We start from the raw sequence: 20973 nt of genomic DNA, 5'->3' as shown, positions 1-20973 counted from the left end.
CATCAAAATAGGGCAAAATAAGTGTTTTAGTTTGTCTTGTTTTATGAGGAAATTATGTCAGCGTCGAAAGCCATCGAAGACTATTTAAAATGTATTTATAAGCTTGAAGACCCTCAGGTGCAAGACAAAGGCGTGCATACTTCAGCCATTGCTAGCCGTTTAGGGATAGCGCAGGCGTCGGTTTCTAATATGATCAAGAAGTTATCTGACCAAGATTATGTAGAGTATGAACCCTATTACGGGGTGTCTCTGACCGATTCGGGGCGTCATGTGGCATTGCAAATGATTCGTCGCCACCGGGTGATTGAGCAGTATTTGGTTGAACGGCTTAATTACCTGTGGGATGAAGTTGATGAAGAGGCTGAAATTTTAGAGCATGCTGTCAGTGATAAGCTAGTTAATGCAATGTGGCTGGCACTCGGTCAACCTTCGCATGACCCGCATGGTTCGCCTATTCCTGATGCAGATGGCTTAATAACCCCCCAAAATCTATTGGCACTTACTGAGCTTGAGGTAGGTAAACCGGCTAAATTAGCTCGAATAAAAAATCGCTCACCTGAAGAACTCAGGTATTTATCATCTATTGGTTTGGCCATGGGGGTTGAGTTAATTGTGCAATCCAAAGCGCCGTTTAATGGCCCTTTAATGCTGGAGGTAGCAGGCGCCACTCATGCGCTTGATCACCGTATGGCCTGTGCATTAATGGTTGAGGATGAGTGATTGGTATGCAATTAACCCCGAGAAATGTAGCTTGGGATGAGTTGTTAGATGGCTTAGCGACGGCGGTGATTTGGGTTGATGACCAGCAGAAAATCGGGTATTTGAATATTGCGGCTGCCCAACTGTTACAGGTCAGCACACGTCGTATTATTGGGGTGGCTTGGAAAGTATTGTTACCAGGCCTGGTGGATGATTTAACCAGTTTTGGTGAGCAGCGCTTAACCATTCATGAATATCAAATCCACTTACCCGATTTACAGCGTGTTCGAGTCAGCTGTACGTTTTCATGTTATGAAGTTGGTGGGGGTTGGCTGGTTGAGCTGTTTAATACCGAGCGTCATCATCGTATTGTTGAAGAAGATGAGCGTTGGCATCAATATGAGGCAGGAAATATATTGGTTAAAACCCTTGCCCATGAAGTTAAAAATCCACTGGCTGGCATCTATGGTGCGGCGCAATTATTGCAAAAACGGTTTCAAGACGATCAAAAAGCGATCAGTTTTTTGGACGTGATTTCTAAAGAAGTCCAACGTTTAAAAAACCTGGTGGATTCAATGCTAGGTCCGCGCCAAACCGCTGAAAAAGAATGGCACAATATCCATGAAGTCATCCGTCATGTATTACGTGTTACTAAGCCTGAACTCTCACAAAAGATTCAAGTGATGCTGGACTATGACCCCTCAATTCCCGAAATTAGAATGGATTTTGAAACCATGATTCAAGCCTTTCTCAATTTAATAAAAAATGCGATGCAAGCTATGGAGGGGTTAACTGGTCTTATCACTATTCGTACCCGTGTTGAACGAAAATTCACGCTGGGCACTCAAGCTTTTCCATTGGTCGCAGTGGTGAGTATTCATGATGAAGGTTCAGGTATTCCAAAAGAAGTATTTGATTCCATGTTCTATCCGATGGTCAGCAGTAAAAAAGCAGGCACTGGATTGGGCTTACCTGTCTCACAAAATATTATCCGTCAACACGGGGGCTTAATCGTGGCAGAAAGTGAGGTTGGTCACACTGTATTCCATGTGTATATTCCATTTGATAGAGGTGAGAAGTGATCGATAAAAATAAGAAAATAGATCAACCTAATCCGATTGTTTGGATTGTGGATGATGATGCTTCGATTCGTTGGGTGTTGGAGGCAGCGCTTGAAGATAAGCCTTTTATTATTAAATCATTTGATACCCCGACCATTGCATTAAAAAACCTCGAAGCCTTTGCGCCAACGGTCATTGTGAGTGATATTCGGATGCCGGATATGGATGGCTTGACGTTTATGGAAGCAATTCATGAATTTGATAAAACGATTCCAGTGATTATTATGACCGCACATGCAGATCTGAATACGGCCGTGCGTTCTTACCAAAGTAAAGCGTTTGAATACCTACCTAAACCGTTTGATTTAGACGAAGCGATTAGCCTGATTGAGCGCGCGATTAAGCGCCACCTTTCTGGTGGGCGAACCCCGCGAAGTCGAAAAGAGGTCGCAAGCACAAAGCAACCGCTCAAGATTATCGGCGCCGCGCCTTCAATGCAAGAGGTTTTTCGCATTATCGGGCGGGTATCACAGCTTGATGTAACGGTGCTAGTAAACGGCGAAACCGGTACCGGTAAAGAACTGATTGCTCAGGCTTTGCATGAATTGAGTCCCCGTGCGGATAAACCTTTTGTGGCACTCAATACCGCGGCTATTCCTCGTGAATTGCTTGAGTCTGAGTTGTTTGGCCATGAAAAGGGTTCGTTTACCGGTGCGCATTCGCAAAGGGTGGGACGCTTTGAGCAAGCCAATGGCGGCACTTTATTTTTGGATGAGATTGGCGATATGCCGGTTGATTTACAAACGCGCTTACTGCGGGTGTTAAATGACGGGAGCTTTTATCGCGTGGGAGGGCGTAACCCCATTAAAGCCGATGTGCGAATTGTGGCCGCAACGCATCAAAATATGGAGCAACTAGTGCGTGAAGGGCGTTTCCGTGAAGACTTGCTTTATCGCTTAAATATTATCCGCATCAAGATTCCACCCTTGCGTGAGCGCCGTGAAGACATCGCATTACTTTTAAAGTTCTATATGTATAAAGAAGCCAAGGCATTGAAATTAGAAGAAAAACAATTTGAAAAAGACGTGGTTAGTTTTTTATCAAGCCTACCCTGGCCGGGCAATGTTCGCCAACTGCGCAGCCTGTGCACCTGGTTAACCATTATGGCGCCCGATAAAATGGTGCACATGGAAGACTTACCGCTCGAATTACGAACAGGTACGCAGGGTTTAGACATGCTCGATACCGCTAATAGTCAAGATTGGCAAGCAGGCCTGCGTCTTTGGGCTGATGCGTTTTTAGCCTCAGGCAACCAAGGCCTGCATACCCAAGCCGAACCCCTATTTGAAAAAGTATTAATTGAAGCCGCGATGAAAGCTAGTCACTTCCACCGTCAACAAGCAGCGGCCATTTTGGGTTGGGGGCGTAATACCCTAACCCGCAAAACGCAAGCCTTGGGTATGGATTGACTTTTTAAATTGAGGATTGTAATGGTCTAATTTATGTAGACTTAAATACTTTATTGGTCTTATAAGGATGTTATTTATGGCGAGCTACCCAGAACTTGAAGGAAAACGTGTATTGATTACCGGCGCATCAAGTGGAATAGGTGCCGGTATGGCGAAAACCCTCGCTGAGCAGGGCGCTCAGTTAGTGCTTCATTATTGTCACAATCAAGTTGGGATTGAAAAAACCCTTGCTAAGGTTAGCGCCATCGGCGCGCAAGCCAAGGTAGTTTGGGGTGATTTTCGCGATTATGCCAGTTTGGGCAACGTCTTTAACCAGGCCTGGTTGAGCTTTAATGGGCTAGATGCCTTGGTTAACAATGCGGGAATTGTTACAAAATCCACCGCGCTGAAGGATATAGAAGGCACGGCCTTTAATGAAACCTTAGCGGTTAATTTACAAGCGCCTTATCGATTAAGTAGCTTGTTTGCCAAAGCCTGTATGGATGCCAAACAGCCAGGGGTCGTGATTAATAACTCTAGCATTCATGGGCAGCAAACGTGCGAATGGTTCAGTGCCTATGCTGCATCGAAAGCCGGTTTAGATGCCATGATGAAAGTGATGGCGGTAGAATGGGGGCAATATGGCATAAGAGTGAATAACCTTGCTCCCGGCGTTGTGCCTGTTGAACGCACGTTTGATATTCTTAACCAACCTAAGATGGCTCAAAAATGGATGAAAACCTTGCCTCTAAATCGCTATGGTTCGGTTGAGGAGATGGGGCAAGCTACGGCTTTCTTGTTAAGTGATGCCGCGGCATGGATGACAGGCAGTATCCTCACTATTGATGGTGGTCTTATCGCACGCGGTGGTTATCCTCAGCGTGATGTTTGATTTTAAAACCCGAGCCAAGGTGTTGCCAGAATAAAAAAAGGTTATTTTGATGGCTATGGTTATGTGCTTGTTAAGCGGCTGCAGCACCAAGTGCTTTTACAATAAACCTGAACAAGACCCCAAGCGCAGCCATTATCGCCGATAAATCAAACTATCGTTCGGAGCAAAGTTAACTTGTCGGGCGCAGCATTGTTTTTTCAGATTATGGCTTGCTGGCTTGCCTTAAAGCACTTTATTGGCTATTCTACAAACTAACCTGTTCCATACAAATTAAATTATAAAACCGTCTATAAGGGGTTGATTTGTTGATAAGTCTTGTATTATGAAGTTTATTAAATATCTTTTAGTAATCCTTGCTTTTATTTTAATCAAGCTGTTTGGTTGGATGTTTAAAGGTACACGTAAAACCATGGATATTGGTGTAGATGCCTACAAATCCGTTAAAAACAGCGACAGCTTTAATGAAGCCTATAAAAACTTTGCGACTAATAAATACGCCAAAGCACGCTTAAGTCTTCCTGAAGAAATCATTGCATTGATGGCTAAAATCGCTGTCAGTGATGGAAAAATTAGTGAACTTGAAGTTGAATACATGAGCGACACCATCAAATCCATTGCGCATGCAATGAAATCAGCGGGTGTCAATCAGGTGTTAATTGATCAAGTAAAAAAAAGGTTGTTTGCGCTGGCAAACCGTGCCAAACGTGATGACAATCCGGTTTCTTATTACTGTTATGCACTCAGTCGTTCAGCCGTTGAAGTGAGAACAGGGGCTTTATTGCAAATTATCTCATTTGCATCCCTTGACGGCTTATCCGAAAAAACAAAAGTAGTATTGATTGAAATAGGTGAACATTTAGCCTTTACTCCGTCTCACATTGAACATCTTATCGAGCAGGTTTACGGTTCAGCGAGAGGCTCAATTTACCAAAAAGATCCATACGAAGTACTTGGCTGTAGTGAGGGTGATGACTTTTCAACCGTTAAAAAAGTATATCGAAAACTCGTAAAACAAACCCATCCCGACTTTATGCATGGGCAGGGTTTAGACGATAAAGAAATTAAAGCAGCAACTGAAAAGATGCAAGAGATCAATGCGGCTTATGAAGAAATTAAACGACGAAAAGGTGTTTAGCCAGTAAGATGTGATGATAGAAAAGGTTAACTCTCTAACGGTTCGGAATTTATTTAGATGAATTTATTGGTAGTCGAAGATCATCAGATGTTAAGGAGTATTTGGTAAAAATCTTACTGAAGAAAACTATCAGGTTGTTGAAAACAAACTCAACACCTGGCCACAGATTGGCTTTGGACATACAATAACGAACGACCAAACTCAGCCATTGGTCGAGTACCGCCAAGGTATTTACTGGGCGCGGCTTACCCCTCTATTTTAATCTGCGGTTTTAAATGTGGGGTTGCAGTTGAAATGGTTATCTGTTGGTAACCTTACCCTCGGGGTGCTGATGGGCATGATGTAACCGTTTAAAAAGGTTTTAAGCTAGTATATACTTGAATTTAGCTCAATTTAAGTTATAATTCATCCTTATTGTACTTAATTTTACACCATTCTAACCATTGAGCAGCAGGCTATGTTTAAAAAATTTAAATCCAAACCTGTGTCGAAGCAGCCAAAGAAATATTCGGGCTTTACTTTGATTGAGTTAGCGGTTGTTATGGTCATTGTTGGCATTATCACAGCTGGCGCCTTTGCTGGCTTAAGTGCCATGCGCGAAGCTAGCAAATTCACTGAAGATCAACGTAAGTTAGCCGATATCAAGTCGGCCTTATTGCGTTTCGTTGCAGTTAATCACTATTTACCTTGTCCAGATACAAGCGGTGATGGGTCAGAGGATCGGTTAGGGTCAAGCTGTAGTGCAACCTCTGGTGACTTGCCCTACCTTGATCTTGGCACTCATGGTCTTAACGCCTATGGGTTGCGATTCCGCTATATTGTTAACCATTATGCTGATAATGCTGATAAAACTCAGAATAAAGGCCAAAGCGCCAGTTATTTTGGTTTGGTTTGCCCATCCCTCCCCTGCTTTGAAAAGGAAACCCCGCCCACAGCTAATGTTGATGGTTTAGGCAATTACCGTATCGCCGAATCGAGCGCTAGCGGTGCGCGCGTGTTGGCTAATCATGTACCATTGGTGGTTATTTCACTTGGTCAAAATGGATGCAACGATGTTGTTGGCTACGAAGCGCATAACTGTAGTCCCAATGGGCATGTTATTGTTGCTGCTGCTGACCAAAATAACACCTTTTACCAGGCACAACCCAGTCGGAATCAATTTGATGATCTACTGATGTGGGTATCAAGTTTTGAAATAAAACATTATGCTGGGACATTGAACCCTTAATTTAAGAGTAATATAAAACTAACATGACAATTTAAGCCGAGCATATTATTCCTGTTTTTGATAAATACCCAATTTATATGGCGTGCAGGATAACTAATTATCTGACAAGATAATTAAATCTAGACAATGCGTTACTAATGCGGTAAGAGTAATTGCTTATACTAAATAACGGGGCTATTTAAAACCTTATAACCTCAAGGGTGTTTGATGTATTGTGAATTTTTTGGTGTCCGCGATTTCCCGTTTCGCTCAACACCTGATTTAGATTATTTTTATAATGATGCCTCACGCGGCGATATCGTGAATGCGATAATGTATTCACTAGAACGCGGTGATGGTATTGTCAAGGTGGTTGGCGAGGTGGGTAGTGGCAAAACCACCATACTTAGACAAGTATCAAAGTTATTTGATGATAAATATTATGCAATTTTTATAAACTCGCCGAATTTACCGCCGATGGACATTTTGTTGTTTATTTGCCATGAGTTTGGCATTGATGCATCAGACACACCGCAAAAGTTTGTGTTAATTCATCGATTACGAGAGTTGTTTATCAATCAACATGCGCTAGGGAAGCGGTGTGTTATCATGATTGATGAGGCGCAATCGATGCCCATTGAAACATTAGAGGAAGTTCGACTCTTGTCAAATTTAGAGACGGAACACTCAAAACTTGTCCAAATCCTGCTGTTTGGCCAGCCCGAATTGGACGATAATTTATCGCAACCTGAAATTCGTCAGTTATCTAGTCGCATTTCCCATTCAATAGTTTTGCCTAATCTAAAATCAGACGATATCCAATCTTATTTAAATTTTAGAATGCACAAGGCGGGTTATCGTGGCAAGGACGTTTTTAATGCCAAAGTTGCTAAATTAATCGCCAAGCGTTCCAAGGGAATTATTAGAGCTGTACATAGTCTGGCCGATTCAGCACTGATGGCCGCCTATGCCGATGATGCAAAGCTGGTAAAAACATCGCATCTTGAAACGGGAGGCGGGTTAAAAACTCACGGCCTTGTGTTTGGGTTGGCAGGGTTATTGGTGTTGCTTATGGTATTGGCACTCTATTTTCATTATTTGCATGACAAATCTTCGCCGGTTGCAGTAGCCCAGCAGCCGACAGGAGTTTTGTCAAAACTGGCTGACATTATTAACCATGATGAAAATAATCATGAAGAGATTTTGACTAATAACACGGTTTTAGAACAACCGGTTTTACCAGATACCTTGATTGAAAACACAGTCAAAATGAATGATGCAGCTTTGATAAATGAGACAAGCCCCATTATTGGCATAAATGGTGATATAAATGGGGGATTCGCTGAAATGCAGCAGGATGATTTGGCTGCGCTCTTAGCGAATGAAGAGCTGCTTTTGCTTAGGCAAGCTGATGTTTTGTATTTGAATAACTTGAAAGCTGAACTGTTGGCTAGACAAGAAGAGTTTTATACCATCCAAGTTATTACCGGTGGTGTATCAAATTTGAAACATGTACTGACTGAGATTAAAGCTCATTTTGCTTCGGAGGATGTGTTTTGGTTAATTAATCGACCGAGTTATACGTTATACTTTGGGTTTTTTTCCGAGGTCAGTCAAGCAACTGAAGCCCTCGCCATGTTACCAAACAGCTATGCTAGGGGCAAACCAATCGTGATCAGATCTGAACGTGTTATAAACAGGATAGACCGACTTTTGGCTAGCTTAGAAACCGAGTAAATTTGCAAGACTTATAATAACAAGGCTATAAAGGCTATAATAATGAAGTTTTTTTTAATTTTTTTGAGCATTTTTTTTCTTGCCGCCTGTACTGAGCCTTCGAGTCCTAACCTGAAAAATAGTGGGTTTAGTGGGCATATTGTGCCAAGTGACAGCCCTCAATCTGCGGCTCCAATACCTCAGTTGGCAAGAGCCAATGTTTTGAACCCGCCACCCAAAGCCGAGATTAGTCAAAATGTCTATACGCTAAGTGCCATTGAAGCACCGGTGCATGAGGTCTTGTTTCGCCTTGGTGAAATGGCTAATTATCAAGTGGACATCCACCCTGGTATTGGAGGTTTTATTACCATCAATGCTGTGCAACAAACCTTGCCAAATATTTTAGTGCGTATAGCGGATCAACTTGGATTGATTATTAATGTGGGTGATAAAACCATTAATGCTCGATTAGATCAACCCTATTGGCAGGAATATTATCTCGACTATGTAAACATAATAAGAACCAGTAGTAATGTTATTTCGATGAACATGACCGTGGGCGAAACGACAAGTGGAAGTTCATCTACTGTAAATGTCTCGTCAGAATATGATTTTTGGTCATCCTTAATCTCTAATATCGAATCTATTGTTTCCCAAGACGCTCAGCGAGCGACCAGCCAATTAGCAGAAAGCGGGGAGTTGGCGGGCATGGCCAGCAGTGCTGCGGACGAATCAGCGATGAGGCGAGTGGTCGCAAATCCTGAAGCAGGGATTTTACTGGTATTTGCACGCCAGCAGCAGCACCGGCAAGTTAGTAGCTATGTTAATTCGGTGTTGCGACGTTCAGAACGGCAAGTCATGATTGAGGCCTCGGTTGTTGAAGTTGTGCTGTCAGAAATGCATCAATCAGGTATTGATTGGAATGTCACAGGGTTTGGAAACATCCTAGCTACCGCAGTTGGCTCAGGAACCATTCGAACGGGTGTTACAACTAGTTTAGGGGCTGATTTTGGCTTTGCTTTGAAAGCGTTAGAGGAGTTTGGAAAGGTTCAGGTGCTTTCGAGCCCAAAAATTATGGCGGTTAATAATCAACCGGCTTTACTTAAGGTCGTCGATAATGAGGTTTATTTCACCATTGACGTACAGCGATCTACATCAACGGCAGGTTCGGAGACCACCTACACCACCACGGTTAATACGGTCCCCGTGGGTTTTATGATGACGGTTACCCCGTTTGTATCTGAAGACGATCAGATAACATTGAATGTTCGGCCGACCATCTCAAGAATCATTGATCGGGTCAGAGATCCTAACCCCGATTTAAGTAGATCGGGTGTTGCAAGTTTGATTCCTGTCATCCAAGAGCGTGAAATGGAAACCGTGCTCAGGTTGAGAAATAATCAGACCGCCGTTATCGGTGGTTTAATTGAAGATAGAAACGTGCGCCGGGATCAAGGCTTGCCTGGCTTGGCTAGAATACCGATATTGGGGAATACGTTGTTTGGTCATCGTGAGCGCGGCACCTATAAAACCGAATTAGTTGTGTTTATTCGGCCCGTAATTGTAGATAGACCCGATATTGATCGGGGCGACTTGATGCATTTCCGTCCTTTTCTTGAAGCGCAGCAGGGGTTTGTGCGATGAGTGTGTTGTTGAATGCGCTTAAAAAAGCGGCTGAAGAAAAGAAACTGAGAGAGGCAGGTTTGCAGGGAGCTAAGCTTGGATTCGAGCGTCAAAAGGACGAAAAAGTTCAGCACGAGTCTAAAATGCCGTTGGAACACTCAGCCAAGGACACGGGCCTCAGGCTAAGTATTTTGGATGATTCTTTGCAAGACGATTTTGTCGAAACGACCGAAACTCAGCCAACTCAGGAACAGCCAGCTCAGGAACAGCACCAAATACCACTATCTTCAAGCAGTGAATTGCCAAGCTCAAAAGATACCCCGCCTAGCGAAACAACGCCTGATGAACATTTAGACAAACCTGCGTTAGTGTTTAATCTATCGGCTATCGAAGGCCTTGAGCAACAGCCGTATCAAAGCCCGCTTAACCAAAATGAGGCGTTGGTTACGGATGTTGAGCCTGAAAAAAAAACAACCGATAATCTAGTAGACTCAGCAGAGAAACCTGTTAAAGCAGCTGCACTAATCAAAGATGCCCAGCTGAAAATGGAGCCGGAGCAAGAAGCGGATTGGTCTGATCAGGGTGACGTCAAACCCCACTTGTTGGAGCAGGCCGAGCCATTGAAGGTTAACAACCCTGCAAACAAAGACGCCATATTTTTAAAAAACCAAGCGTCCGCAGCCTTTTTAGGTTCCCAAAAAGTATCCGCTGCCGAAAAAACAACAGCAAAAAATATCAATAGCTTGTTGTTTAAAGAACACGCTGTGACAGCGAAAAAAACTAAAACAAGCGCATCTTCGAGAAGGCTAGGGTCCTATTCTTTAGTTGTGTTAATTGTTTTTTCTGCTTTATCTTATTATGGTTTTACCAGTTTTAAAAAATTACAACTAGAGCACGAACAAGATATTAATGACTTGTTGAATATTGTCCAGCAAGCTGAGCTAGAGTTACTAGAGTCGGCAGCGGCAATTGAGTACCTCAGTAAAAGTTCGTCACTAAGTGAAGCGGAATTAAGTCACGAAAGTCACACAACTACCCTTGTTCAACCCTTGTCCCATGCGCTCGAAGAATTGCAATTTGTTGCTAATCCAACCCCTGAGGTAACCGAGGTTGCGATTGAGAATATTCGGCCCACCCAACGGTTAACTCAATCAGGTCAAGCCCAGGTCTTACCGCGAGCGGAAGTGGCCCCAAGACCTGCGCGATCAAACCCGGTTATTCATGTTGAAAAAGCAGAAACTAAGTCTTTTGCAGAATTAGCACATAATGCTTTTGTTGATGGTGATATTCTGCTTGCACAACAGCATTATCAGCGTCACCTGCAAGATTTTCCTCACAGTAAAACAGCACGATTAGGCTTGGCTGCAATTTCAGTAAGACTGGGTAATATAGCGCAAGCCATTAATTATTATCAGCTAGTTCTGCGTGCTGATCCTAATGACTTAGACGCGTTAGCAGGTATGGCCGCTATTGCCAGTGACTTGGATTCCCGCTATGTGTCGTTGCATGATTTACAACAGCTTATACGTCGCTATCCCCACTCTAGTGCACTAAACTTTGCTTTAGGCAATCAATATGCGCAAGCTCGCGATTGGTTTTTAGCGCAACCGGCTTACTTTGAAGCGGTTAAGTTATCACCGCAAAATGCTGACTATCGTTTAAATCTAGCGATTAGCTTGGATCAGTTGGGCGAGTATGCGCAGGCCGTTATCCAATATAAATTTGCCTTGGCTCTAGTAGACAGCCACAAACCCAGTTTCGATTTGTCGAGTGTCAATCAGCGCGTGATGGATTTAGAACGCTTCTTGGAATCTCGTTAAGATGGCCGCCCCAATGCGTTTAGGTGATAAGCTGGTCAAGGACGGATTAATCAGTCCAGATCAATTACGTATTGCACTGCATGAGCAGCGCATTTCTGGCAAAAAACTGGGTGAGGTTATTGTTTACTTAGGTTTCATGACCGAAGCACAGGCCAGAGAAGTGTTGGGGGAAGCCACCGGTTATGATTCGATTAGTCTTAAGGGTGTTGTGCCAGATATTTCCGCTTTATCTTTGCTAGATGAGCCTTTTGCACGGGCTAACAAAGTAATTCCCATTAGTATTCAAGACGACCTTGTTAAAGTGGCAATGTCCAATCCAGATGATATTTTATTACTAGATAAAATCAAAAGGAATCTAAAAAAAGCTGATATTAACGTCAAACCTTTGTTGGTTGCAGAGTCGGAAATTCAAAATGCAATCGATCAGTTTTATGGTTACGAGTTATCTATTGATGGGATTATCCATGAACTAGAAACCGGTAAAGTTGACATCAGGTTGTTGGCAGAAACGGATGAATATTCTCAGCCCATTGTCCGGTTAGTTGATAGTATTTTAACGGACGCGGTCAAGCGGGGCGCCTCGGATATTCATTTTGAGCCAGAAGAGTTTTATGTCAGGATCCGTTACAGGATCGATGGTGTATTGCAGGAAGTTCGTTTGTTGCATAAGTCCTTTTGGCCAGGCCTGGTGGTGCGACTAAAAGTTATTGCTAATTTAGATTTAACGGATCAGCGTTTACCTCAAGATGGTCACATGGATTTATTGGTCATGGGGCGTCGTGTTGATTTTAGGGTTTCTTCCTTACCCGGTACACATGGTGAAAATTTTGTGCTGCGTATTTTAGATCGCGAAAAAGGTATTGTGCCGCTTGCGAAGTTGGGCTTGGACGACGAGTCATTTCGAATGGTACAGTTGATGTTAAACCGACCCAACGGGATTTTTTTGGTCACCGGTCCTACCGGCTCTGGAAAAACCACTACCTTATATTCAATAATGAATGAGCAAAATGACATAGGGGTCAACATTATGACCCTTGAGGATCCTGTTGAATACCCTATGACTTTGATCAGACAGACGGCAGTGAATCCAGAGGTGGGGCTTACCTTTGCGCGCGGTGTTCGTGCCTTGCTACGTCAAGACCCAGACATCATTTTAATTGGCGAGATTCGTGACAGTGAAACCGCTGAAATGGCATTTCGTGCCGCCATGACCGGACACCAAGTATTTGCAAGCTTGCACACCAATTCGGCAATCGGTGCGATTCCGCGCTTGTTAGATATCGGCATTTCTCCTTCTATTTTAGCCGGTAACATTATTGGAATATTAGCCCAGCGCCTGGCTAGACGCTTATGTAAGCATTGTAAAACACCTTACCAACCGGATGATTTCGAATCACAATTGATCGGTTTTACAGCGCAGGAGACAAAGAGAGTCTTATATAAAGCAAGCGGTTGTGAGCACTGTAATGGTGTGGGCTATAAAGGTCGATTAGCCGTGTTAGAAACACTTAGATTCACTAAAGAAATAGATAACCTTTTACTTGAGTCTGCGCCTACTAGTCATATATTAGCCTTAGCGCGCAAACAAGGCTTTAAAACGCTGGCCGAATCTGCCGTCGCTTGGGTAAAGAATGGCGAAACAACCTTAGAAGAAATTAATCGTATTGTCGATTTGTCTGAGCTTATTTAGGATAATAATTCATGCCATCATTTCAATATTCTGGAATAAATCGTTATGGAGAAAGGCTCCGTGGGGTCATTGATGGAAAAAACATTGCTGATGCTGAACAAAAACTCAAGTCATCACAAGTTGATATTCTAACTATAAAACCCAAAAAATCAGGGTTACTGTTTTTAACATCAAAAAAAATAACTCGTAAAGAAATAATCACAATCACTTTCCAGTTTGAGCAGTTAATGCGTGCTGGCGTGCCCATGATGGAAATTTTAACAGACTTACGTGATTCATTTGAAACTCATGCCACTAAGGAGATGCTGAGTTCCATTTATCAATCTATGGAAGGTGGCGAAAGCTTGGGGGCCGCCTTAGAATCTTATAAAAGTGTATTTGGTGAGGTGTATATTGCACTGGTAAAGGTGGGGGAGCAAACCGGACAGCTGGAGTCAGTATTGGCTGATTTGGGCGAAATGCTTAAATGGGAAGATGAAATCATCGCGAAAGCTAAAAAAATTATGATTTATCCCGCCATTGTTGCTACGGTCGTTATAGCGGTAGTGATATTAATGATGGTGTTTGTTGTACCCCAGCTATTAAGCTTTATTGATGAAATGGGCGGGGAAATCGGCTGGGCTACCAAGTCCCTTATTGCAACCTCTAATTTTGTCCAAAACTACCTTATTCATTTAATCATTGCGCCCTTTATAATCGTGGTGGTGCTAAAGGCTTGGCTTAAGCGTTCAGCGGCATTTCGAATGGCCTTCGATCGTTTTCTGTTTAGAATAAAGCTAGTTGGTCCGATTATTTATCAGTTGAAAATAGCGCGTTTAGCGAGCGCCTTGGCGGTTATGTATAAGTCGGGAGTGAGTTTTACCGATGCCATGAAAATGGCCGGCAGTGTTGTTGGTAACGCGTATATTGAAGCGACAATTAATACAGCGGTTCGCTTAGTACAAGAGGGTGAACCCATTCATAAAGCATTTGAGCAAGCGGGAGTTTTGCCCACATTGGGGGTTCGCATGATTAAGGTGGGCGAGCGCAGCGGCAAAATGGATGAGGCACTTAAAAACGTCAGTTATTTTTACGATCGTGAAGCAAAAGAGTCGATTGATAAACTTGAACCGGCCATTGAGCCGCTATTAACCATTATAATGGCTGTGATTGTTGGCTGGGTAATGATTGCCGTGCTTGGCCCGGTGTATGACACTATTTCAAAAGTAAGTTTTTAGGTCAAGTTATGCACTTAATTATTTATGTAAATGAAAAAAACTGTGAAGTATCCAGCTATATTCGCGGTGAGCTGCAGAGTCATAAACACTGGGATATAATGGCCTTAACCAGCTATATTGATAGCCTTCCCCAATCGACCTATATCAGTTTGGTTATCGATACGGCAGAAGAACAAATCCACACGGAATATGTTCCTTCATTATTGCCTTGGGAAAAGTTAACCCTGCAAAAAAGGCTGACTGAAAAAAATAAACAAAAAGCCGCTTATGCTCAGCACTTCTTTTGGTCGGGTATAAAAAAATCGAATGCTGATAATCGTAACCAAGAGTCGCTCATTACTTTTATCCTGACTCCGCAAGATCGACTTGCCAATTTAATTAAGGTTATTCAACAAAATCATTTAATCTGGGTTGGTTGTTATTCGGCCACGTTTCTTTTAAAACAATATTTGTTCAAAGAAGTAAAACTTAGCGCACAGCTTACCAATGCGCAATTGAAGCTGCCATTGCTGGTGTTTGCGAAGATGTCCCAAACCCAGTACCGTCAAGGTTTCTTGGTCAAGGGTAAGTTGCAATTAACGCGACTGATTGCTTATGAGACGGAGGTTGTTAATGAACAACAGCGCGTTGATTTTTTGCTCAATGAGGCGCGCCTAGCTAGTCGTTTTATTTATAACCAAGGCTTATTAGAACGTGACTTGCCAATTAGTTATATTGTTATTGATGCTCTGAGTAAAGATGCGGTAGAAACCCTAAAACAGCAATTTGTGTCCGAAAACCTAGTTACCAACTCAACAGCACAGGCTCAACAATTTATCCAGGTGCATAGTTTATCTAGTTATGGTGATGGTGAGGGCGAAGCATCTCATCCAGGCCTTGCCCCGCGATTAATTGGCAAATTACGACATGCCATGCGGCCAAGTTTTTACTCTTTACCCTATATTCAAGTCAGTAATGGATTTAGAGTGGGGCGTAGTTTGTTGGTTAGCTTGGTGTTGGTCGCTTCGCTTGTTTTTGCAATTCTGGGTATTCATGCCAGTATTCAGCATTATTTTCTCAATCAAAAAGCCGATTTGTTAGCGACAACAGAAGCGGTTTTGAGTGACAAAAAACATACGCTATTAGAGCAGGCACAAGGCCGTGAATCGGTTAATGATATGGATGCCATTGTTAGATTTACTGATGCGTTAAAGCAGATTAATGCCGCTGAAGCTTATGGTTTGGAGCTGCAGGGGTTGTCTCATGTTATTCAGCAAAATCCCAATATTAAGGTTAACTCGATAAATTGGCAACCTACCGCTACCTTCGATAGCGCACTGGTTAATCTCAACTTGCAGGGTTTAATTCATCCATTTGAGGGTCAGTTTATACCAATGAAAAGGTTATTGGATCAATTTGTGGCTGCGCTTCTGGACCTAGAGCAAGTGAACAGTGTAGTCATTGTGCAACAACCTTTCACTGAACAGCAGATGAGTAATTTTCATCTCAGTCAGCTGCCAGAAAATGCCAGTTTATCGTTTGTGCTTGAGATGCAGGTGTTAAAAAGCCTACCCAAGCTGCCGTCATTGAGGGTTGATTAAGTGGCTAGCAGTCTAACGAAACGTCAGCTCGATAAACAGAAAAGCTACTACCGCACGTTGTTTGAGCGTTGGCTCTTGGTGCCTTTCGTGGTTTTAATGTTGTTGTTAGTTAGCTTATATAGCCTTGATCGTTGGGTACTCAAGCCGATTGACCAGCAACAACAAAACCTTCAGTCACTGCAGATGCAGATAGACCAGCTAAATAACCAGATTCAGCATTACCAGCAATTTGCCGATGTTATTGAAGATGCTTCAGTAAACGCGTTAATGCAAGCTGTTCATAAAGTCGAGTGGATTGATGAGTTAAGCCGTTATGCGCTGGCCAATGGTATTGAACCGTTTAGTTTAAGCTTTGCTGATGAGCAGCCTTTAACCCGCCCACAAACGCTGCGTTTACCTCAGGATGAGGAGGTGTTTTTGCAAACGACTATAACAATTAATGCCGGCTTGCTGCATGAGGGCGACTTTGTGCGTTTACTCGATAAGCTTTATAGTATGAATCAATATCTTTGGTTACGCTCGTGTCAAATGACTCTCAATGATAGTGCTCTAGACCGCGTTGTTGAGTTTGACTCAGCACGAGCAATGATTAGCTTGCAATGCCAAATTTTGGTATTTCGTGCAGTGCCAAGACTGTTTAATGCAGAGGAATGGTAATAGTGAGTCATTTAAAGATTACCGGCGCGGTGGGTTTTTTTTGTGCGCTTGTGATGAACAGCCCCGTAGTAGCCCAGTGGCCGAGTATTTTTATGTCGCCAGCAACACAGCAAGCGTTAGAGCAGCAACGCCTGGCTTTTCAACAGGGTGCCTTAAACTCTTCAGCTCCGCCCGTTGAAGCCAGTGAAACCCTTGCAACGGGTGTGCATGTTGAATATTTTACAGTACATGCGATAGTGACTCGTAACGGTCAGCGTTTGGCGATTATTAATGGCGAAACCTATGCAGAGCGAACAGCCAAAAAGGGGATTCGTGTGCATCGTATTGATGCGGATAGAGTAACCTTAACCTTAGAAGCTAATGAACAGTGGGGGCGGGCTCGATTAGGTGTAACTTACAGCCTAGTCGCATGGCCGAATGAGGCAACAACCAATCTAGATATTAAAAAGATAGCAAATTAATCTCTTGCTAATTTTCTAATTAGTTTTCTAATTAGCGACTAATGATTTGCTACTAAGAAAACAGGTTGCCACCCTTGAGGTGGCAACCTGTAATGCTGCGAATGGTAACAATAAATTCAAATTACAGTTGGTAACAAATAGTATAGATCTGGTCATCAGAATAAACAAGAGCAGCAGCACCAGCACCAGGCGCAGTATTGTCAGCACCTTGCGTTGCTCTTAGGCGGCCAGTGTTACTATTACCATCATCCAACTGGACATCAATCGCGCGTGCATGTTTGCCAGGCACGTTACCCATACAAATTTTATTGCCGGTAAGTGCAGGTCCAGGAATAGCTGGAGTAGTTCCAGTAGCAGGTACAGCATCAGGTCCAGTCATAATAACGGCGTTGGTAAAACCGACCAGTCCGTTAAATGGATTCCTCGGTAGTGCTGCAACTCCTGCATCCGCTGGATTACCCGAAATGAAGCCTGCGGCTCTTAGGTGTTGCCATAATGCCGCGTTTTCACCTGCGCCGGTAAAGGTTGCACCAGCAGCTACCAAAATAACGCCGTTGTTGTTACCTGCAGCAGTAATATTGGCCCAGGTGCCGCCTCTCGCCTGAAGCGTGGCAAGAGGGCCATCGTCACCAGGTAAGCGATTGAATCGATCTTGATAGGCAAAAATAGCAGAGCTAATACTGTTAAACGTATTAACGCCATTTTTAACCTTGGCATTTTCAATCAATTCTTGGCCTTTTAAGATTCCGCCTAGCAGCAGGCCAATAATGACCAGTACTATCGCAATCTCAACCAGGGTGAAGCCCTGTTGTTTTTTGGGGTGGTTTTGGGTTGTCATAGCTTTCTCCTTGGTTATGACCGAATAAAATATTCCTATTTATCATAGATGCTTTCGCTGATTTTGTCTAGATTTAAACTTTTTGATTGCTGTTTTATTCATTAAATTTATTTTTCTTCGGCAAGTTATTGATTTAATGGCAGCTAAATTCTATTTAGCGTGTTTTGGGAAGCGTTTTAGTTGTATGTTGATTATGTGTGGTTTTGGTGTGCACAAAAAAATTTTTGATATTGAATGCCTTTAAAAATCCGCTGTGGTGTTGGGTTTAAGTTGTGCTGTTTTTTTAATTAAGTCACCCCAGCACTAGCCGGCCGGATAATGGTTTTATTCCACCTCAGTATGCAAATTTAAGTCGGCTTTATTTTCGTTTGTTTCGGCTTTCGGTAGTTTGCTATCAAGTTTAATTTTTAACCGCAGATCATTGACGGAATCCGCATTGCGTAACGCATCTTCGTAGCTAATCAGCTGTTGTTCAAACAGTTCAAACAGCGATTGGTCAAAGGTTTGCATGCCTTGTTCGCGTGATGCGGCTATCAGTGTTTTCATTTCATCAACCTGGCCTTTAAAAATCAGGTCGGCCATGCGTGGCGTGTTGATGAGAATTTCAATCGCGGCAACACGCCCACCGCCGAGTTTGGGAATAAGTCGTTGCGATACCACGGCTTTAAGATTGAGTGATAAATCCATTAACAGTTGGGTGCGCCGTTCTTCAGGAAAAAAGTTAATAATGCGATCGAGCGCTTGGTTGGTGTTATTCGCATGCAGGGTTGACAGACATAGGTGGCCGGTTTCGGCGAAGGCAATGGCGTGTTCCATGGTTTCTTGTTCACGAATTTCGCCAATTAAAATCACATCCGGTGCCTGGCGCAGGGTGTTTTTTAGCGCGGCCGCGTAGCTGGCGGTATCCACCCCGACTTCGCGTTGAGTAATAAGGCAACCCTGGTGGGGATGCACAAACTCAATCGGGTCTTCAATGGTTATAATGTGACCTTGCGAGTGTTTGTTGCGATAACCAATAAGGCCGGCTAGAGACGTTGATTTGCCCGACCCGGTTCCACCGACAACTAAAATTAACCCCCGCTGTTCCATAATGAGGTCATGCAGGATGCTTGGCAAACCTAATGTTTCAACAGCGGGAATGTCGCTATTAATGACCCGTATGACCAGGCCTGGTTGTCCTTGTTGCATAAAGGCATTAATTCTAAAACGCGATAAGCCGGGTAGTTGATAGGCAAAATTACATTCTTGATTGCGGGTAAATTCGTCGCGTTGTTGGTCATTCATAAGACTGAACACTAATTGACGACAAACATCGGCGGTGAGTGTTTCACGGGTGAGTTTTTCTAAACGGCCATCGACTTTAATGGATACCGGTGCTTGGGCGGTAATAAATAGGTCCGAGCCTTGTTTTGTTACAAAAGCACGTAGGAGGGCATCCATTTGCTGGCGTACTGGGTTGGTCATAACTTACTCATTAAAAAGGGTTTTGTTAACGGCTTTGCGCTTGGCTTGCTCAATGTCAATCACCTGTTCGTTGACTAATCGTTGTAAATCCTGATCGAGGGTTTTCATACCGTGTTGATTAGAGGTTTGAATGACCGAATACATTTGTGGCACCTTATCTTCACGAATCAGATTGCGAATAGCGGGGATGCCCAGCATGATTTCATGGGCAGCAACCCGACCACCGCCAACTTTTTTTAGCAGCGTTTGTGAAATGACCGCCCGTAAGGATTCGGAGAGCATCGAGCGCACCATTTGTTTTTCTTCGGCTGGAAAAACATCAATAATTCGGTCGATGGTTTTAGCCGCCGAGCTGGTGTGCAGGGTGCCAAAAACCAGATGCCCGGTTTCGGCTGCGGTTAGGGCGAGTCGAATGGTTTCAAGGTCACGCAACTCACCGACTAAAATCACATCGGGGTCTTCACGTAGTGCTGAGCGCAGGGCATTGCTAAAGCTGTGGGTGTCACGGTGAACTTCGCGCTGGTTAATTAAGCAGCGCTTTGATGTGTGCACAAATTCTATGGGATCTTCAATAGTGAGAATGTGTGCATACTGATTGCGGTTGATAAAGTCGACCATCGCCGCGAGGGTGGTGGATTTCCCCGACCCAGTAGGCCCGGTGACCAATACGATGCCGCGTGGCATGTTGGCAATATCTTTAAATATACCTGGCGCTTTTAATTGCTCTAGGGTTAATACTTCGCTGGGGATGGTTCTAAATACCGCGCCAATGCCGCGGTTTTGACGAAATACGTTGACACGAAAACGCGCGATTTTGGGCAGTTCAAATGAAAAATCCGCTTCTAGATGGGCTTCAAACTGTTTGCGTTGCGCATCATTCATAACGTCGTAAATCATTTTTTGGATGGCATCAGCAGGTAGGTCGGGGGTTTCAATCCGTCTTATATCACCATGGGCGCGGAGCATGGGTGGCAGACCTGCTGAAAGATGCAGGTCGGATGCGCCCTGTTTGACGGTAAATTCAAGCAGTTGAGTAATGTCCATAATAACTTCTGTAAGTAGTGCTAGGTTGAAGCGGTGATATTATAACCACCATCGACATAGGTGATTTCGCCGGTAATGCCTGAGGCGGCAAGGGTACGAATTGGGCCGGCCGATACCGCGTTGACACGAATGCCGTCTTGGCCTAAATCAGCCGCTAGATAGCGCACAGTCGCTTCCAATGACGCTTTGGCAATCCCCATCACATTGTAGTTTGGCACCGCGCGTTCTGCGCCTTGCTCATGCATTTGTTTTGCTATACCATAGGCGATGGATTTGTTATTGGCGACGCCTACAATTAAGGCACGTTTGCCGGTTAGAAAGCCCATATTTCCCCCCCCCCATTTTGGCTAAGTGTGACTCATTAAGATGCCGATATTATACCGGAATCTTAAAGGTGAACCAAACAATGCTCGTAAACAAG

17 protein-coding genes and 1 pseudogene are annotated in these 20973 nt (G+C 43.6%); 14 read left to right on the top strand and 4 right to left on the bottom strand.

What is annotated here, in order from left to right; all coding sequences use genetic code 11:
- Positions 1 to 54: 54 nt before the first annotated feature.
- The 14 genes from P8S55_RS10835 (at position 55) to P8S55_RS10770 (ending at position 17206) form a co-directional block, all read left to right on the top strand.
- Positions 55 to 720, top strand: coding sequence for a metal-dependent transcriptional regulator (locus tag P8S55_RS10835; protein WP_289224225.1), 666 nt, complete (start codon positions 55 to 57; stop codon positions 718 to 720).
- Positions 721 to 725: 5 nt separating this feature from the next.
- Entirely contained in the window at positions 726 to 1781 is a 1056-nt protein-coding gene (glnL, locus tag P8S55_RS10830) for a nitrogen regulation protein NR(II) (protein WP_289224224.1), read from the top strand.
- Positions 1778 to 3229, top strand: a complete 1452-nt coding sequence (gene ntrC, locus P8S55_RS10825; protein WP_289224223.1) for a nitrogen regulation protein NR(I) — start codon at positions 1778 to 1780, stop codon at positions 3227 to 3229. Before glnL ends, ntrC begins: the two co-directional genes overlap by 4 nt.
- A gap of 76 nt (positions 3230 to 3305) precedes the next feature.
- A complete protein-coding gene (locus P8S55_RS10820; protein ID WP_289224222.1) occupies positions 3306 to 4100 on the top strand; it encodes an SDR family NAD(P)-dependent oxidoreductase in 795 nt (264 codons plus the stop codon).
- Positions 4101 to 4422: 322 nt separating this feature from the next.
- Positions 4423 to 5235: a DnaJ domain-containing protein gene (locus P8S55_RS10815; RefSeq protein WP_289224221.1), complete on the top strand. Its 813-nt coding sequence runs from the start codon at positions 4423 to 4425 to the stop codon at positions 5233 to 5235.
- A gap of 457 nt (positions 5236 to 5692) precedes the next feature.
- Positions 5693 to 6463 carry a type II secretion system protein gene (locus tag P8S55_RS10810; protein WP_289224220.1) on the top strand — a complete coding sequence of 257 codons (771 nt, stop codon included), beginning with the start codon at positions 5693 to 5695 and terminating at the stop codon, positions 6461 to 6463.
- A gap of 207 nt (positions 6464 to 6670) precedes the next feature.
- Positions 6671 to 8179 carry an ExeA family protein gene (locus tag P8S55_RS10805; protein WP_289224219.1) on the top strand — a complete coding sequence of 503 codons (1509 nt, stop codon included), beginning with the start codon at positions 6671 to 6673 and terminating at the stop codon, positions 8177 to 8179.
- Positions 8180 to 8221: 42 nt separating this feature from the next.
- Entirely contained in the window at positions 8222 to 9802 is a 1581-nt protein-coding gene (locus P8S55_RS10800) for a type II secretion system protein GspD (protein WP_289224218.1), read from the top strand.
- A complete protein-coding gene (locus P8S55_RS10795; RefSeq protein ID WP_289224217.1) occupies positions 9799 to 11601 on the top strand; it encodes a tetratricopeptide repeat protein in 1803 nt (600 codons plus the stop codon). Before P8S55_RS10800 ends, P8S55_RS10795 begins: the two co-directional genes overlap by 4 nt.
- A 1-nt stretch (position 11602) precedes the next feature.
- Positions 11603 to 13291 (top strand): GspE/PulE family protein, encoded by a 1689-nt coding sequence (locus P8S55_RS10790; RefSeq protein WP_289224216.1) that lies wholly within the window; start codon positions 11603 to 11605, stop codon positions 13289 to 13291.
- An 11-nt stretch (positions 13292 to 13302) separates the two neighbouring features.
- Complete coding sequence (locus P8S55_RS10785) at positions 13303 to 14508, top strand: type II secretion system F family protein (protein WP_289224215.1); 1206 nt, start codon at positions 13303 to 13305, stop codon at positions 14506 to 14508.
- Positions 14509 to 14516: 8 nt separating this feature from the next.
- Positions 14517 to 16088 carry a hypothetical protein gene (locus tag P8S55_RS10780; protein WP_289224214.1) on the top strand — a complete coding sequence of 524 codons (1572 nt, stop codon included), beginning with the start codon at positions 14517 to 14519 and terminating at the stop codon, positions 16086 to 16088.
- Positions 16089 to 16745, top strand: coding sequence for a hypothetical protein (locus tag P8S55_RS10775; RefSeq protein WP_289224213.1), 657 nt, complete (start codon positions 16089 to 16091; stop codon positions 16743 to 16745).
- Between the two features lie 2 nt (positions 16746 to 16747).
- On the top strand, positions 16748 to 17206 hold the full coding sequence (locus P8S55_RS10770; RefSeq protein ID WP_289224212.1) for a hypothetical protein: 459 nt from the start codon (positions 16748 to 16750) through the stop codon (positions 17204 to 17206).
- 121 nt (positions 17207 to 17327) lie between these two features.
- On the opposite strand, the gene P8S55_RS10765 is transcribed toward P8S55_RS10770, so the two are convergent.
- The 4 genes and pseudogenes from P8S55_RS10765 to P8S55_RS10750 all read right to left on the bottom strand — a co-directional run.
- The gene (locus tag P8S55_RS10765; protein ID WP_289224211.1) at positions 17328 to 18044 is read right to left on the bottom strand and encodes a prepilin-type N-terminal cleavage/methylation domain-containing protein; all 717 of its coding nucleotides are present in this window, start codon (positions 18042 to 18044) and stop codon (positions 17328 to 17330) included.
- Positions 18045 to 18368: 324 nt separating this feature from the next.
- On the bottom strand, positions 18369 to 19508 hold the full coding sequence (locus tag P8S55_RS10760; protein WP_289224210.1) for a PilT/PilU family type 4a pilus ATPase: 1140 nt from the start codon (positions 19506 to 19508) through the stop codon (positions 18369 to 18371).
- A 3-nt stretch (positions 19509 to 19511) separates the two neighbouring features.
- The gene (locus tag P8S55_RS10755; RefSeq protein ID WP_289224209.1) at positions 19512 to 20552 is read right to left on the bottom strand and encodes a type IV pilus twitching motility protein PilT; all 1041 of its coding nucleotides are present in this window, start codon (positions 20550 to 20552) and stop codon (positions 19512 to 19514) included.
- 20 nt (positions 20553 to 20572) lie between these two features.
- A pseudogene (locus tag P8S55_RS10750) lies at positions 20573 to 20785 on the bottom strand (SDR family oxidoreductase); the annotation flags it as partial.
- Between the last annotated feature and the right edge of the window lie 188 nt (positions 20786 to 20973).

This window comes from Thiomicrospira sp. R3 (genome assembly GCF_029581415.1).
In the GTDB taxonomy this organism is placed as follows: domain Bacteria; phylum Pseudomonadota; class Gammaproteobacteria; order Thiomicrospirales; family Thiomicrospiraceae; genus Thiomicrospira.
Note: the sequence above shows the minus strand (reverse complement) of the source record. Positions and strands in the feature narration are given on the sequence as shown.

Bases quoted from the DNA above. Each gene is read 5' to 3' on its own strand.
- P8S55_RS10755 (WP_289224209.1), bottom strand. From the start codon at position 20,552: ATGGACATTACTCAACTGCTTGAATTTACCGTCAAACAGGGCGCATCC.
- P8S55_RS10780 (WP_289224214.1), top strand. From the start codon at position 14,517: ATGCACTTAATTATTTATGTAAATGAAAAAAACTGTGAAGTATCCAGC.
- P8S55_RS10805 (WP_289224219.1), top strand. From the start codon at position 6,671: ATGTATTGTGAATTTTTTGGTGTCCGCGATTTCCCGTTTCGCTCAACA.
- P8S55_RS10835 (WP_289224225.1), top strand. From the start codon at position 55: ATGTCAGCGTCGAAAGCCATCGAAGACTATTTAAAATGTATTTATAAG.
- P8S55_RS10785 (WP_289224215.1), top strand. From the start codon at position 13,303: ATGCCATCATTTCAATATTCTGGAATAAATCGTTATGGAGAAAGGCTC.
- P8S55_RS10810 (WP_289224220.1), top strand. From the start codon at position 5,693: ATGTTTAAAAAATTTAAATCCAAACCTGTGTCGAAGCAGCCAAAGAAA.
- glnL (WP_289224224.1), top strand. From the start codon at position 726: ATGCAATTAACCCCGAGAAATGTAGCTTGGGATGAGTTGTTAGATGGC.
- P8S55_RS10800 (WP_289224218.1), top strand. From the start codon at position 8,222: ATGAAGTTTTTTTTAATTTTTTTGAGCATTTTTTTTCTTGCCGCCTGT.
- P8S55_RS10765 (WP_289224211.1), bottom strand. From the start codon at position 18,044: ATGACAACCCAAAACCACCCCAAAAAACAACAGGGCTTCACCCTGGTT.
- P8S55_RS10790 (WP_289224216.1), top strand. From the start codon at position 11,603: ATGGCCGCCCCAATGCGTTTAGGTGATAAGCTGGTCAAGGACGGATTA.
- P8S55_RS10820 (WP_289224222.1), top strand. From the start codon at position 3,306: ATGGCGAGCTACCCAGAACTTGAAGGAAAACGTGTATTGATTACCGGC.
- P8S55_RS10815 (WP_289224221.1), top strand. From the start codon at position 4,423: ATGAAGTTTATTAAATATCTTTTAGTAATCCTTGCTTTTATTTTAATC.
- P8S55_RS10795 (WP_289224217.1), top strand. From the start codon at position 9,799: ATGAGTGTGTTGTTGAATGCGCTTAAAAAAGCGGCTGAAGAAAAGAAA.
- P8S55_RS10760 (WP_289224210.1), bottom strand. From the start codon at position 19,508: ATGACCAACCCAGTACGCCAGCAAATGGATGCCCTCCTACGTGCTTTT.